8 protein-coding genes and 8 tRNA genes are annotated in these 14,729 nt (G+C 40.3%); 4 read left to right on the top strand and 12 right to left on the bottom strand.

Features of this window, described 5'->3' with window-relative positions; all coding sequences use genetic code 11:
- Positions 1 to 274 precede the first annotated feature (274 nt).
- From HWV03_RS22110 to HWV03_RS22060, 11 genes are all read right to left on the bottom strand, one after another.
- The gene (locus HWV03_RS22110; protein WP_211677938.1) at positions 275 to 3,424 is read right to left on the bottom strand and encodes an efflux RND transporter permease subunit; all 3,150 of its coding nucleotides are present in this window, start codon (positions 3,422 to 3,424) and stop codon (positions 275 to 277) included.
- Positions 3,424 to 4,881 (bottom strand): efflux RND transporter periplasmic adaptor subunit, encoded by a 1,458-nt coding sequence (locus HWV03_RS22105; protein WP_211677937.1) that lies wholly within the window; start codon positions 4,879 to 4,881, stop codon positions 3,424 to 3,426. The genes HWV03_RS22110 and HWV03_RS22105 overlap by 1 nt, the downstream gene beginning before the upstream one ends.
- Positions 4,882 to 4,889: 8 nt before the next feature.
- Positions 4,890 to 6,146, bottom strand: a complete 1,257-nt coding sequence (locus HWV03_RS22100; RefSeq protein ID WP_211677936.1) for a TolC family protein — start codon at positions 6,144 to 6,146, stop codon at positions 4,890 to 4,892.
- Between the two features lie 560 nt (positions 6,147 to 6,706).
- Positions 6,707 to 6,782, bottom strand: a tRNA-Lys gene (locus HWV03_RS22095).
- Between the two features lie 52 nt (positions 6,783 to 6,834).
- Positions 6,835 to 6,910, bottom strand: a tRNA-Val gene (locus HWV03_RS22090).
- A gap of 39 nt (positions 6,911 to 6,949) precedes the next feature.
- Positions 6,950 to 7,026: transfer RNA gene (locus tag HWV03_RS22085), tRNA-Met, on the bottom strand.
- A gap of 48 nt (positions 7,027 to 7,074) precedes the next feature.
- Positions 7,075 to 7,150 (bottom strand) — tRNA-Lys (locus HWV03_RS22080).
- 52 nt (positions 7,151 to 7,202) lie between these two features.
- A tRNA-Val gene (locus HWV03_RS22075) sits at positions 7,203 to 7,278 on the bottom strand.
- A gap of 39 nt (positions 7,279 to 7,317) precedes the next feature.
- A tRNA-Met gene (locus HWV03_RS22070) sits at positions 7,318 to 7,394 on the bottom strand.
- Positions 7,395 to 7,417: 23 nt separating this feature from the next.
- Positions 7,418 to 7,493 (bottom strand) — tRNA-Lys (locus HWV03_RS22065).
- Between the two features lie 65 nt (positions 7,494 to 7,558).
- Positions 7,559 to 7,634, bottom strand: a tRNA-Val gene (locus HWV03_RS22060).
- A gap of 408 nt (positions 7,635 to 8,042) precedes the next feature.
- Here HWV03_RS22060 and HWV03_RS22055 point away from each other — a divergent pair.
- Both HWV03_RS22055 and HWV03_RS22050 read left to right on the top strand, forming a co-directional pair.
- A complete protein-coding gene (locus HWV03_RS22055; RefSeq protein ID WP_211677935.1) occupies positions 8,043 to 10,529 on the top strand; it encodes a class I adenylate cyclase in 2,487 nt (828 codons plus the stop codon).
- A 942-nt stretch (positions 10,530 to 11,471) separates the two neighbouring features.
- A complete protein-coding gene (locus tag HWV03_RS22050; RefSeq protein ID WP_211675941.1) occupies positions 11,472 to 12,128 on the top strand; it encodes a Qnr family pentapeptide repeat protein in 657 nt (218 codons plus the stop codon).
- 661 nt (positions 12,129 to 12,789) lie between these two features.
- Here the strand turns inward: HWV03_RS22050 and cyaY are convergent.
- Positions 12,790 to 13,101: an iron donor protein CyaY gene (gene cyaY / locus HWV03_RS22045; protein WP_211673485.1), complete on the bottom strand. Its 312-nt coding sequence runs from the start codon at positions 13,099 to 13,101 to the stop codon at positions 12,790 to 12,792.
- Between the two features lie 78 nt (positions 13,102 to 13,179).
- Between cyaY and lptM the strand changes: the two genes are divergently transcribed.
- Positions 13,180 to 13,392: an LPS translocon maturation chaperone LptM gene (lptM, locus tag HWV03_RS22040; RefSeq protein WP_211677934.1), complete on the top strand. Its 213-nt coding sequence runs from the start codon at positions 13,180 to 13,182 to the stop codon at positions 13,390 to 13,392.
- A gap of 68 nt (positions 13,393 to 13,460) precedes the next feature.
- Positions 13,461 to 14,717 carry a diaminopimelate decarboxylase gene (gene lysA / locus HWV03_RS22035; RefSeq protein WP_211677933.1) on the top strand — a complete coding sequence of 419 codons (1,257 nt, stop codon included), beginning with the start codon at positions 13,461 to 13,463 and terminating at the stop codon, positions 14,715 to 14,717.
- Positions 14,718 to 14,729: the final 12 nt, after the last annotated feature.

Below are 14,729 nucleotides of genomic sequence, written 5' to 3'. Positions count from 1 at the left end.
AATTTAACTAGATTAGCTAAATATTAACAGATTTCATCCGTCAATGGTTGATCTAAGGTGGGGTTATTTGTAAAAAACACACCTTATTTAACCATGCGATAACGTACATATATTAGGTCTAAACAGTGCGCTATTCAGAGGGGACGGTGTGAAAGCTAAATAAGGGGGGAGGTTCAGATAATAATTTATATCGTGGGTTATTAGGCTGCAGCGTGCACTACTGCAGCTTAATAAATTAATGACGATCAACTAGTCGCAATTAAGGCGGAATGCTTTATGATTTTTTTTGATGTGTTGCTTCCTTTATATCAATCATCTGGGACTTTAAGCTGATTGATTTCCACAGGTAGAAAGACGCAGGTAATACTAATAGTGTCAGAATGATCGCTGATGCCATGCCTCCAATCATAGGTGCGGCAATGCGTTGCATTACCTGTGAACCCGTGCCGTCACCATACATAATTGGGATTAAGCCGATGATCACGGTTGCCACTGTCATCATAATTGGACGGACACGTAAGCCTGCGCCATCCATCACAGCTTGCTGTAATTTGGCTTTAGTGAAGTTACCCGCAGCTTGTGCGCTTGCTAACGATTGGTTTAAATAAACGAGCATTATGACGCCGATTTCGACAGAGACACCTGCGAGGGCGATAAAACCAACCCCGACGGCGATCGAGAAATTGTAGTTGAGTAAATATAATAACCAGATACCACCAACCATGGCTAATGGCAGTGTTCCGAGGATCAGCAATACTTCGCCCACACGTCTAAAGGCGAGATACAGTAATAGCACGATAATTGCGAGCGTTGCTGGGATCACCACGGATAGGGTGTCTTTGGCACGTTGCATATATTCGTATTGTCCCGACCAGGTAATTGAATACCCTGCGGGTAATACTAACTGCTCGGCCACCGCTTGCTGGGCATCGACCACATAAGAGCCGAGATCTCGGCCTTCGATATCCACATAAATCCAACCATTAGGGCGTGAATTTTCGGTTTTTATCATAGGTGCACCGTCTTCGACATAGATATTTGCGACATCACTTAAGGCGATTCTTGCACCAAGTGGTGTTATCAGGGGTAATAATTTCATTTGCTCAATACTGTCTCGATAAGACTGAGGGTAACGAATGTTTACCGGGTAACGTTCCAATCCTTCAATGGTTTGAGTGACGTTAACGCCGCCTACCGCTGTAGATATGACTGCTTGTACATCAGCAATATTCAGTCCATAGCGCGCCGCGTTTTCACGCTTGATATCAATTTTCACATAACGTCCGCCAACCACACGCTCAGCATAAGCGGATGCGGTACCAGGTACCTTAAGTAAGATTTTTTCTATCTGTTTACCGATCTTTTCAATTTCGATGAGCTTTTCACCCGCGATCTTGATACCAATCGGCGTTTTTATACCAGTGGCTAACATGTCAATACGGGTTTTGATTGGCATTACCCAAGCGTTGGTTAAGCCTGGAAATTGGACTAACTTATCAAGTTCTTGACGCAAACTCTCAGAGGTAACCCCTTCTCGCCACTGTGCTTTTGGTTTTAAAGTGATGAAGGTTTCAATCATGGTTAATGGTGCTGCATCGGTTGCGGTTTCGGCGCGACCTGCTTTACCCCATACGCGCTCTACTTCGGGCACTGTTTTGATTAACTTATTGGTTTGCTGTAATAACTCTCTGGCTTTACCTATGCTGATGCCGGGGTAGGTGGTTGGCATATACATGAGGTCACCTTCATCAAGCGGTGGAATAAATTCACTACCGATCTTATTGACGGGATAAAAACCGACAGCAACAAGGCCAATAACGATACAAAGTAGCAGTACTGGTGCTTTGAGAGAGAATGCCAATACCGGACGGTATAATGCGATTAAACCGCGGTTGATTGGGTTTTTATGTTCAGGTAAAACCTTACCGCGTATAAAGTAGCCCATTAAAATAGGTACTAAGGTGACTGCGAGTCCAGCTGATGCCGCCATCGCATAAGTTTTAGTAAAGGCGAGCGGGGCAAACATTTTACCTTCTTGGCCTTCCAGTACGAATACGGGGACAAAGCTGAAAGTAATGATTAGTAACGAAAAGAATAATGCCGGCCCGACTTCTGCAGCCGCTTTACTGATGATCTGCCAACGGTTTTTATCAGTTAAAGGCGTTTTCTCAATATGTTTATGGACGTTTTCGACCATTACAATAGCTCCATCGACCATGGCGCCAATGGCTATCGCGATCCCACCCAGTGACATGATATTGGCATTGATTCCTTGCCATGACATCACGATGAAGGCAACGAGAATACCTATGGGTAAACTGACTAATACGACTAATGAGCTGCGAATATGGAATAGGAATAATGCACAAACCACAATAACGACAAGGAATTCTTCCAATAATTTCAGGTAAAGATTTTCGACTGCATTATCGATTAATGTTGATCGATCATAGGTAGGAACAATTTCAACACCTTCTGGTAGTGAAGCTTGTAATGTTTGTAGTTTGTCTTTGACTGCAGCAATAACGTCACGGGCATTTTCACTGTAACGCATGACGATAATGCCACCAACGACTTCACCTTCACCGTTTAGTTCGGAAACGCCACGACGCATTTGTGGGCCTAGGACTATATCAGCGACATCATCTAATAATAAGGGAGCGCCTGTATTACTGAGTTTTAAAGGGATACTTTTTAAGTCATCGATTGAGCTGATATAACCATTCGCACGCACCATGTATTCGGCTTCAGCCATTTCGATGACGCTTGCTCCCGCTTCCTGATTACCCCGTTTAATCGCGTTAGTGATTAATGATAATGGGATCTGGTAACTGCGTAGTTTATCTGGGTTTACACTGATCTGATATTGCTTAACCATACCGCCGACAGTAGCGACTTCCGATACACCGGGTACGGTCTGTAATTCATATTTTAAAAACCAATCTTGGATACTGCGAAGCTGGCTTAAATCGTGATTACCACTGGTATCAGTAAGTGCGTACGAATATACCCAGCCCACACCTGTTGCATCAGGGCCCAGTGCTGGTTTAGCAGTGCTGGGTAGATTGGGCGTTACTTGCGATAAATATTCTAAAACACGTGATCTGGCCCAGTACATGTCGGTACCATCATCAAAGATAACGTAAACATAAGAGTCACCAAAGAAAGAGTAACCGCGTACTGTTTTTGCACCCGGCACCGATAACATCGCTGTTGTCAGCGGATAGGTGACCTGGTCTTCAACGACTTGCGGTGCTTGCCCTGGATAGCTGGTTTTAATGATAACCTGTACATCGGAGAGATCTGGGATGGCATCAATCGGCGTATTTTTGACCACAAAACTACCGTAGATAAGTATGACTAAGGTGGCCAGCAATACCATGACACGATTGTGTATCGACCATTCAATTATTTTTTTGATCATTACAGCTCTCCTGCGTCATCAAAGTCTAACCAAGCTAAATCATCTTCAATTGCGGGTTTTGTCTTTTTTGACATCGCATTATCGTCCATGCTGTCCATATTCATCGAGCTATGGTCCATTGCCATACCGTTCTTACTGCTCGTTGTTGGCGGACCAATACGGCTGAAATCTGCGGTTAAGCTTGATTCTGAGTCCAACAAGAATTGCGCACTAGTAACCACGTTATCGCCATCTTTAAGCCCAGCTAAAACCTCAACATAACCTGCGGACTCTCTACCTAAGGTGATTTTGATTGATTGATATTGGCCGTTACCTTTTGCTAGTACGATACGGTCCAATGTACCTGAGCGGATGATGGCTTCACGTGGTACTTGGATTACGCTGGTCTGCTGTTGGCTGCTAAGTGTTAACGTTGCAAACATGTTTGGTTTTAATTGCTCATCAGGATTGGCTATTTTTATTCTGACTTTTAGGGTACGGGTTGCTGCATTTAATTCCGGGTAAATATAATCCACTTCACCCAACCAGATTTTTCCAGGGAAACTATCTACTTGCATTTTAGCCTTGTCACCAACTTGTACTTGATCTGCTTGAGATTCAAAAATTTCGGCTTGTAACCATATTTCTGTTAATAATCCGGCTTCTATTATCTGCGCTGAAGGGGTGATATAAGCGCCTTCACGGATCGCAAGTTCAGTTATATAACCGGATTCAGGGGCTGATATAGTGACATTTTGGATCACTTTTTTAGTACGCGTGAGCTGCTTAATCTGTGTTTGGTTAATTCCTAATGCGGATAAACGATGTTTTGCTGATGTGATGAGGGTTTTATTACCGATACTAAGTGTGTTGAGTAACTCTTCTTGCGCTTTAATTAGCTCTGGTGAATATAGGGTTAATAGTGGTTGTCCTTTTGTGACGAACTCACCGGTATTATTGATGTAGAGTTTATCAACCCAACCAGACACACGACTATTGATTTGCCATAACGAATTTTGATTAAATTCCAGCATACCAACGGTATTAATTTGGGTAACAAAAGGGCGACGTTGTGCCGTTTGTGTTCGTACGCCTAAATTATTTTCTACACGTGATGAAATGGTCACTAAGCCTGCATCGTTTTCTGTTGAAGCATCTTTGTATACTGGAATTAAATCCATGCCCATCGGTGATTGACCGGGTTTATCGCGGCGGTAATTGGCATCCATGGGGGCAACCCAGTACAGCGGCTCTTGGGCTGTGGTATTTTGCGTTTGCTCGGCATATACAGGGACTAAATCCATCCCCATCGGCGATTGACCTGGTTTATCGCGGCGGTAATTGGCATCCATTGGGGCTACCCAATACAGGACCTCTAGTTCTGCGCTAGTTGTATTCGTTGTTGCTTGTGTACTAAACCAAGTACCTGCAGCAAGACCCAATGCTAATGTGATTGAGCTGGTAAGTAATGTTTTCATATCGACCTCTATAGTGCTTGAAAATAACGAATGCGAGCTAAGGTTTTTAAATTTTGAAAGTGCAATTGCTGGTATTCAAGCGTAAGTGCTTGTTCATCCATTAATGCTTTGATGACTTGTTCAAAATCATTGGTATTGGCTTGATAACCTTGTATTGCAGCATCACTATTAGATTTGGCTTGTACTAGAAGGGTGTCTTGGTAGCGCTGTATCCTTGCCTTGGTATTACTGAAATTTGCGATTGCGCCATTTAATATCCCATTGAATTTAATCAGTAATAGAGCTTTTTCTGCTTGCTTAATCCCCCTACCTTGAGCGGCCGCTATAACCACTTGATCTTGGCGGTTACTCGTGAATAGAGGAATGCTCATTGTGATGGAACCACTGATTAAATCACTACGGCTGGATCCAGACGCCATATCGAGTGCTTCACGATGACCGTAACCAATATCAACTTTAAAGGCTGGTTTATAGGATTCATTGGCAGTGGCTATATTATTTTGAGTTACGTCGATGGCTTGTTGCGCGGCTAATACCTGTGGGTGATCAGCCAGTAACCGATAGTGTTTTAGATTTGCTTGCTGCGCATATTCAAGGCTTTGCGGCCACGTTGGTAGCTGAGAATCAAATTCATCAAACGCTTGAGGCCCAATCCAAGAGACGAGTTGCCCACGTAATGTTTGTTCTTGCTGCGCAAAGGCGGCAATTTTGTCATCAAACTTGGCGAGTTCTAATTCTGCTTTAATCAAATCTTGGTTTTGACGATAACCTAGCTCAAACTGACGGTAGAGGTTGGTAACATGCTGGCTAAATAATTGCTTATTTTTAGCGAGAATGGTTTGGGCTATTTTGGCAAAGCTAATATCAAACCATAATTCTCGGATCTGTAGTTTTAGTTCTAATTGGCGATTTTCTGCTAATTGTATGCTCTGTTGTGCTTGTAGTGAGAACCCTTTCGCTGTTAACTCCAGGGTATCACCCGCTGAAAACTGTTGTGATAAACCAAGACTAAATTGGGTCATTGGATCATCGGATAATGAGAAACTATCAACAGGCACATTGGATAAACCGAATTTAATCATAGGGTCTGCAAGCTGAGATTGGCTAATGCCTTGTGCTTTTAAACGTGCTTGTTGGGCACTGTATAAGATTGCTGAAGGATCGCGTTGTAGGGCAGTGTCTTCTGCAATCGCGAGCGTTAATTGTTGAGCATTAGCATTTATAGTCAGTAATGCTAATAGCCCCAAATAAATTTTTGATGGCATTATACTTCCTTAATTGATTGATTTTTAAATGTTATTAAAATCAGCTAATCAAAGGAGGTCGATAGAGGCTATCTTGGTGTTGTTTTAGAGGTGGGGTTAATTCGTAACGTAGTGAGTTACTTTGTTTATAGGGATTTAAGAGCGGCTTATTATTATAATTAATAAATGATGATACGCAGGTCGTGTTACAGTCGCTGCAATCATCGTCATTATATTGATTTTTTGAATGTTGAAGCTGCGGATTATCATGCTGCATTTTACTCATACTGTTTTGAGAGTTGCATGGCATGTCTGGCATATCACAAGAAATATTGGCTGGCATCGTGCGCATGCTCATAGCCTGAAGCGGTAATGGGAATGTGTTTATTAATATTAATAAAATCAACAACACTATACGCATGAAAAAGACACATCAAAAAGGTAAATAATGAATATGGCAGAGAGCATAATCTTTACCTTAAGGGGAAGGTCAAGTATTGAGATGATTATATTAGCAGGTAAATTTTAGGTATAAAAAAACCTCGATAAACGAGGTTCTTTTATTTGTTCTTGTAAGAAAGTGGTGGGCTGTGAAGGATTTGAACCTTCGACCAATTGATTAAAAGTCAACTGCTCTACCAACTGAGCTAACAGCCCCCGTATTCTTTCTTTTTATAGTTTCATGTCTTATGACATAACACCACAATAGTGGTGGGTCCTACTGGGCTTGAACCAGTGACCCTCGCCTTGTAAGGGCGATGCTCTCCCAACTGAGCTAAGGACCCACATTATTTTTTAGCGATAGTTGTGTCTATCGTTTAAACTGGTTGCGGGAGCAGGATTTGAACCTACGACCTTCGGGTTATGAGCCCGACGAGCTACCAAACTGCTCCATCCCGCGACAATGCTGTTGTTCACTGTTTATCTAATAGATAGAACAGTAAGAAAGTGGTGGGCTGTGAAGGATTTGAACCTTCGACCAATTGATTAAAAGTCAACTGCTCTACCAACTGAGCTAACAGCCCCCGTATTCTTTCTTTTTATAGTTTCATGTCTTATGACATAACACCACAATAGTGGTGGGTCCTACTGGGCTTGAACCAGTGACCCTCGCCTTGTAAGGGCGATGCTCTCCCAACTGAGCTAAGGACCCACATTATTTTTTAGCGATAGTTGTGTCTATCGTTTAAACTGGTTGCGGGAGCAGGATTTGAACCTACGACCTTCGGGTTATGAGCCCGACGAGCTACCAAACTGCTCCATCCCGCGACAATACTGTGTTATAAAGAAAGTGGTGGGCTGTGAAGGATTTGAACCTTCGACCAATTGATTAAAAGTCAACTGCTCTACCAACTGAGCTAACAGCCCCAAATTCTTTCTTTATAGTAAATCCCGTTACTTATCTTATAAAAGATATAACCAGATTTAATATATGGTGGGTCCTACTGGGCTTGAACCAGTGACCCTCGCCTTGTAAGGGCGATGCTCTCCCAACTGAGCTAAGGACCCCATACTTTCGATTAATGTTGGAAACGTTGTTTTGAAGCAGCGCCCCTAATCGAGGAGGCAGATATTATCCACTTCTAAATGTTTATGCAACCCTTAATTTAATTATTTTATTTAAACTGCTTCTGGGCGATCTTTTTTACTACGCTTTGTCTATAAAGTGCGCGTAAATGGTTTGTTTACAGCTGATTTTCTAATAGTAATAAACTAATTAACGAAAGGCGGCAGCAATGTGAATACGAGGTCACCTTAATTCCAGCATTAATAATGTGACTATTTTGGCGCTATAAGTTTACCATTATCTATAAAACTGTTAGCATCATCACACTTCTATGCCTGCTGTAATGGCTAAATTTAATTGTAAAAAATCAATAAAATTTAAGCATGGTTTCTCTCATTTAAGGTTTTATTTTGCAGAGTAAAATTGTTGAACTGAAACATAAAGCTAAGTTATTTAATCAACTTAGACTTGATCGCGCCTTATCCATTATGGATGATAATGGGCGTGAAGTGACAGCTATCTTACCTCTTTTACTGCATTTTAATCACCCCAATCTGCCTGTTTATCTTGATGAACCCGTACCTCAGGGAATCTGTTTATTTACCCCCGATGAACAACAACAAGATTATTTAACCTCATTAAATGTAGCACTAGATGATGATAAATGTGCCACTTGTTCTCCTATATATAGCTTATATGCAATGGGGAGCACGGGTTCTATTGGTCAAAACTGGCGTAGTGATTTAGATATTTGGGTATGTCATGATCCGGCTATGAGTGATGAGGATGCTCAGTTTCTAGAGCAAAAATGTACATTGATAACGGCGTGGGCAGAAACCTTTAATGTTGAAGTTAACTTTTTCTTAATTGCTGAAGATAAATTTAGAAAAGTGAATAATGCGGTAATGACTAAAGAGAGTTGTGGCAGTGCCCAACATTTCTTATTACTGGATGAATTTTATCGCAGTGCCTTACGGATCGCGGGTAAGCCAAGTTTATGGCATATTTTACCGGTTGAATTTGATAATAATTATGATGATTATGTTGATCAGTTGGTTGCCGACGGGGTCCTTGACCGTAACGAGTGGGTTGATTTAGGTGGTTTCCCTTGTATCCCTGCCGAAGAATACTTTGGTTCTGCGTTGTGGCAATTATATAAAGGTATCGACTCTCCTTATAAGGCGGTATTGAAAACATTATTAATGGAAGCTTATTCGGCTGAATATCCAAATAACCGTTTATTATCGCAGATAATGAAAGAAAATTTTCAGTTGGCGTCTTCACAACAGCTGGAACTGTCGCACGATACCTATTATCAGATCTTAATGAAAGTAACCGCTTATCTCGAAAAAATAGGTGATACTGCGCGTGTCGATTTACTACGTCGCTGTTTTTATTTAAAAATGTTTAGCGGTAATTGCGCTAATGAGAAAAATGCCCGTCCAGAATGGCACCGTACCTCTGTGGCTGAAGTCATTAGCGAGTGGAATTGGCATCCTGACCGTATTGCTCATCTCGATAATCGTGATAACTGGAAGATCGAACAAGTTCAGGAAGCGCATCCTGAATTGCTTGATGCGATGATGAAGGGTTATCGTAATCTGATTGGTTTCGCCCGTCGTAATAATATTAGTGAATCGATTAACCCTGCGGATATTGGTATTTTATCGCGTAAGTTATATGCTGCGTTCGAATCGCTACCCGGCAAAGTGACTTTTATTAATCCACAGATCTCGCCTGATTTGTCCGAGCAACAATTAAGTTTCGTGCAAGTACCCGACGGTCGTTTTAATAATTCGGGTTGGTATTTATATAACTCTTCGTTAGAACCTATGCAGATTGTTGGTCGTAAGCCTTTGGAACATAACGGCTATCTGAGTAAGTTGGTGGCGTGGAGCTATTTTAATGGATTAATGACCGATAACACTCAGGTCGAAATTTTCAATCAAGACTCAGATATGAACAGAGATGTATTGAATTCATTCTGTAAAGATCTTAAAAGCAAATTCCCAATTCAAGCAAAACCGGCCTCAAATCAGGCATTGAGTCGTCCTTGTGAGATCCGTGATTTATCTATTTTCCTAAACTTAGAGCACGATCCGACTAATCACTGGGGCGGTCGAATTATTGAGTTTGATACTAATACCAGCGATGTATTCTCATTTGGTGACTGTAAAGCCTGTTTAGTGGGTAGTATTGATCTGATTTATCGTAATTCTTGGAATGAAGTGCGTACTTTGCACTTTTCTGGTCAAGAACGTATTGTTGATGCATTAACCACGATAATGGGTAAGATGCATCAAGATGCGACAGAACCGGATTCCATTAAAATATTTTGCTATAGCTTACATTTCCGTGGTTTGATTCGTCATAGCTTCGAACGTTTGGTGCGAGATTGTATTAGTACCCGATTACAGCGCGATAAAGATCAGATTGTTAAAATGCTGACTATTAGTGACGACCGCTTTGGTATTTATTTTGAGCGTCGTGGTGTGTCTATTCGTAAGCTTGAAACATCACTCGATCTGTATAACCATATCTCTGAGCGTAAGCTAGAACAAATGCCATTACGAATTGATAAAACCACCACGGCAGAAGGCACGCCTTTAGCTGTGGAATCTCATTCGTCAGAAGGTTTAGTACAGTTCTTTTTTGAAAACTATAAAAATGGTTTTAACGTTTATATTGTCGATGAAGCCAATCGCGTGGAAACTTACCAGCATCTTAGTGGTAATAAAGATGAATTAATCAAAGGTGTTCATCGTTTTTATACTAATTCACAAGAAGAATCACGTAACGAAGGTACATTTGCCAATTTCAATTTACCGCAATTTTACGATATCGTTCGTTCAGAAAATAAAGAATTAGAAGTAATTCCTTACGTATCTTCTAAATAATCCTATTTTTTTATAAATAATCCTCATTTTTTCAGTCCGTTTATCGAAAACGGTAAATTGTATTTTTTTATTTGTTTTTTGCATGTAAGATATTGACTATTGGTCGTGTAAGAATATACATGTCAATTATCGTAGGCATAATCGTTTCTATCTATGTGATACACGTTGCGCATGTTTTTAAGATGTTGATTTTATACTGCTTATTTTTCAATGTGACTTGGATCTCCTATTTATTTTCAAAAAAAGGCAATTTCTGTATTGCGGCGGTATTGGATTACTTTATAGTAGGTATTCGAAAGGACGCAATAAGAAGTTGGTAAGGATTACTGACTTGATAACGGATTATCGAAATAGGATTTACCACAGGATGTGGTCGCAAGGAAAAGTCTTCAGGATGAAGATGCGATGGACACTCAAAGGATTTGAGTTAAAGGACACCTCTAGGATGGAGATGAAATAAATCGGAATGATTTATTGTACCAGGGTGGTAATAAAAAAAACCCGATGGATTGGGAGTTAAACCTAAAGGAAATTAGGTCAGTCAATTTGCAGGGAGCAAAATTAGTTCAAGGACAGAGCTACATGACTACTTTAAGGACGGCATTTATGCCGTCCTTTTCTTTATTTACCGTTTTATTTTTACGTCCTTTCCTTCATTACGCAACACGCTTGCTTTGCTTGTTTATCATACAACAACTCCCCGTTGTTGCTTATTTAATACCACCGTTAAATAAAGCCCCTAATTAGCGCTCTATTAACAGTAGCTAAGTATTTTATCGCGCATGAATTATATTTATATTTGTATCTCTATGGCTCAATTACCCAGCTTAAAATAGCAATTTAAACGACCTGTTTTTATTTGGGATTGACCCTGTAATAGTGCTAGATCTGATTGGTATATTGATAGTAACCTGATGTTAATTCGAACAAGAGAACAAGATGATGAAGACTATCGATAACACATTTATTGAAGAAGATTTTGCTGATCAAGACTTAGAGTCGATGATCTTTACTCGCTGTTATTTTTATCGCTGTGATTTCAATCATGCGCAATTAAGTGATGCCGAGTTTATTGATTGTCAGTTTATCGAACGCGGTGATATTACAGGTTGCCGATTTGATTATGCTGACTTAAAAGGTGCGAGTTTTAAAAACTGCGATTTAAGTATGACTAAGTTTACTGGCGCAGAATGTTTTGGTATTGAGTTTCGTAGTTGTAATTTGAAAGGGGCAGATTTTAGTCGTGCTAGCTTTGCCAATTATATTACGGCTAAAACCTTCTTTTGTTCTGCTTATATAACCCAGTGTAACTTGAGCTACGCCAATCTTGTCGATCAACGTATCGAAAAATGCGACTTATATGAAAATCGCTGGACAGGCTGCAACTTACTGGGCGCTTCTTTACAAGGGTCTGATTTGAGTCGAGGTGAATTTTCGGCAGACATGTGGTCGCAGTTTAATTTACAGCACTGTAATTTAAGCCACGTTGATTTAACGGGTTTAGATCCGAGACGGGTTAATTTACATGGTACACGTATTTGTAGTTGGCAGCAGGAACAGCTATTAGCACCATTTGGATTAATAATTATTGGTGATTAATCAATGAATACGATCAAGATCACAGATTTACTGCTGCTAAGTTAGCGGTAGTAGGTACTATTATTGCGTTATATTGATGGGCTGTTTTTATCCTGTAAGAGATCGACTATTCGTGTTGATAGATAAAGTACTTTTATTAAGGTGTGATCCTAGGTATCCATTGTATATATTTCTTTTTACTTGATTGTTAAATCCTACTCTCACGGCTTTGATAGCTATTTACGCTAAATAATTAGTGTTTAAGCACTAATTAAATTTGTTTTTTATCGCTATTTATTGTTTTTAGGTTTGCTATATTTTTTTCCAGAGACGCAGGAGGTTCATCAGGATGATGACTTGGCACTCTACATGAAACTGCAAGGATGTGGTGGATTACAAGGATAGCACTCATGGATTTAGAGTGAATAAAGGACACCTCCAGGATGGAGATGAGAAGCAGGTTAGGATGACTTGTTAGGCTAGGATTGCCAAAGGAACAACTCAAAGGATTGGGGAAAAGTAAATCACCTAATGGATTAGGTAAATGTCTAAGTGCAGGGAGCACAATCAGTTCAAGGATAGAGCTATTACGACAACGTAAAAGGGCTGCACTAGTTACTAGTGCAGCCCTTTTCTTTGTCTAAAATTTAGGTTTTATATAAATAAGACCTATCACTTCACGTTAGAAATTAACATTTTCACCGCCTTGATTCTTAACAGCTTCGGTTAATACCAGTGATAATTCTTGTTGGGTGCGGTTATCAATCCATGCATCATTGATAAATGCAAAATGATGGCCATTCGCTTTTGTTGCGACCCATAACTGGTGTAATGGCGCTTGTTTATTCAAGATGATTTGCGAACCATCACGACAATATAGAGTCAAAATACTGTTGCTGTTTTCATAATCGAGTTCAACATCACTGTCATCAATGATTTCTTCAAAGCTTATTAATAGTTCATCAACCTGTTGGTGAAATTCTGAATCAGTCATTTTTTATTAATCCTATTGCTTTTAATTTTGTCGGTGCGATTATAAGGTATATAGAATTAATTTATCATTGAGTCGGTTATGAGCCAAGTAAGAAAAACAACATTTATTACATTAGTCTTTATGTTTAGCGCTGGTTTACTCAGTGGTTGTGGTATTTCAGGTCCTTTATATGCACCTGGCACGGGACCCGATGCTAAAAAAGCACAACAAATCCAGGTAGCAACACCGGTTACAGAAAATGTGAATAGTGATGACGCAACTGGCAAGACGTCAAGTAGCGAAGCAGAATAAACATAATATTGTCACATGATGTGCAATGAATGAATTAGTTTACGAATTAAAAGAAAAGGAATAGAGCATTGGATTACTTTAATTATCAGGATGATGGTCAGTTATTTGCGGAACAATGTGCCGTTGCAGACGTAGCTGACAAATTTGGTACGCCGACGTATGTATACAGCAGAGCTACAATTGAACGTCATTGGCATGCATTTAATGATGCTGCTGGTGCGCATCCGCATTTGGTTTGTTATGCCGTAAAAGCTAATTCAAATATTGCAGTGTTAAATGTGCTGGCACGTTTGGGCTCAGGTTTTGATATCGTATCTGGTGGCGAGCTATTACGCGTAATTGCGGCCGGTGGTGATGCAAGTAAAGTTGTGTTCTCTGGTGTTGGTAAAACTATAGCTGAAATTAATTTAGCACTCGATCATCATATTCATTGTTTTAATGTCGAATCGACGGCTGAATTGGAACGTATTAATGACGTTGCCGTGGGCCGTGGAATACAGGCACCTATATCGATTCGAGTGAATCCTAATATTGATGCGGGTACTCATCCTTATATTTCTACCGGTTTAAAAGAAAATAAATTTGGTATCGATATTGATTTAGCTGAAGGCGTTTATCAAGCTGCGAGTAAAATGCCGGGTATTAAATTAAAAGGCGTTGATTGCCATATTGGTTCACAATTAACAGAGTTATCACCCTTTTTAGATGCTGTTGATAAGCTTCTGCTGTTGATTGATAAATTATCTTCGCAAGGTATTGTGCTGGAACATCTTGATGTTGGTGGAGGCTTAGGCGTCTCTTATGATGGCGAAACACCCCCACAACCTGCTGAATATGCGCAGGCATTAAAAGATAAATTAGCAGGCCGTAAACTGTCACTTATTTTTGAACCTGGTCGTGCCATCATGGCTAATGCCGGTGTTTTAGTAAGTAAAGTTGAGTACATTAAACTTACGGAACATAAAAACTTTGCTATCGTTGATGCAGCCATGAACGATCTTATTCGTCCTGCGTTATACAGTGCGTGGCAAGCAATTGCGCCAGTGAATAAATCATTAGAGCGTGAATGTTTAAACTATGATGTTGTTGGTCCTATTTGTGAGACTGGTGATTTCTTAGGTAAGAGCCGTGATTTAACTATCGCAATGGATGATTATATTGTTGTTCGTTCTGCCGGCGCTTATGGATCAACCATGAGTTCTAATTATAATTCTCGTAGTCGACCTGCAGAAGTTATGGTTGACGGTGGTGTTGCACATTTAATTCGTCGCCGAGAAGAACTTGCAGAGATCTGGAAAGACGAAGCGATTTTACCAGCTGAATAGTACTTTACCGAC

The organism is Moritella sp. 36 (assembly GCF_018219415.1).
Taxonomy (GTDB): Bacteria; Pseudomonadota; Gammaproteobacteria; order Enterobacterales; family Moritellaceae; genus Moritella.
Note: the sequence above shows the minus strand (reverse complement) of the source record. Positions and strands in the feature narration are given on the sequence as shown.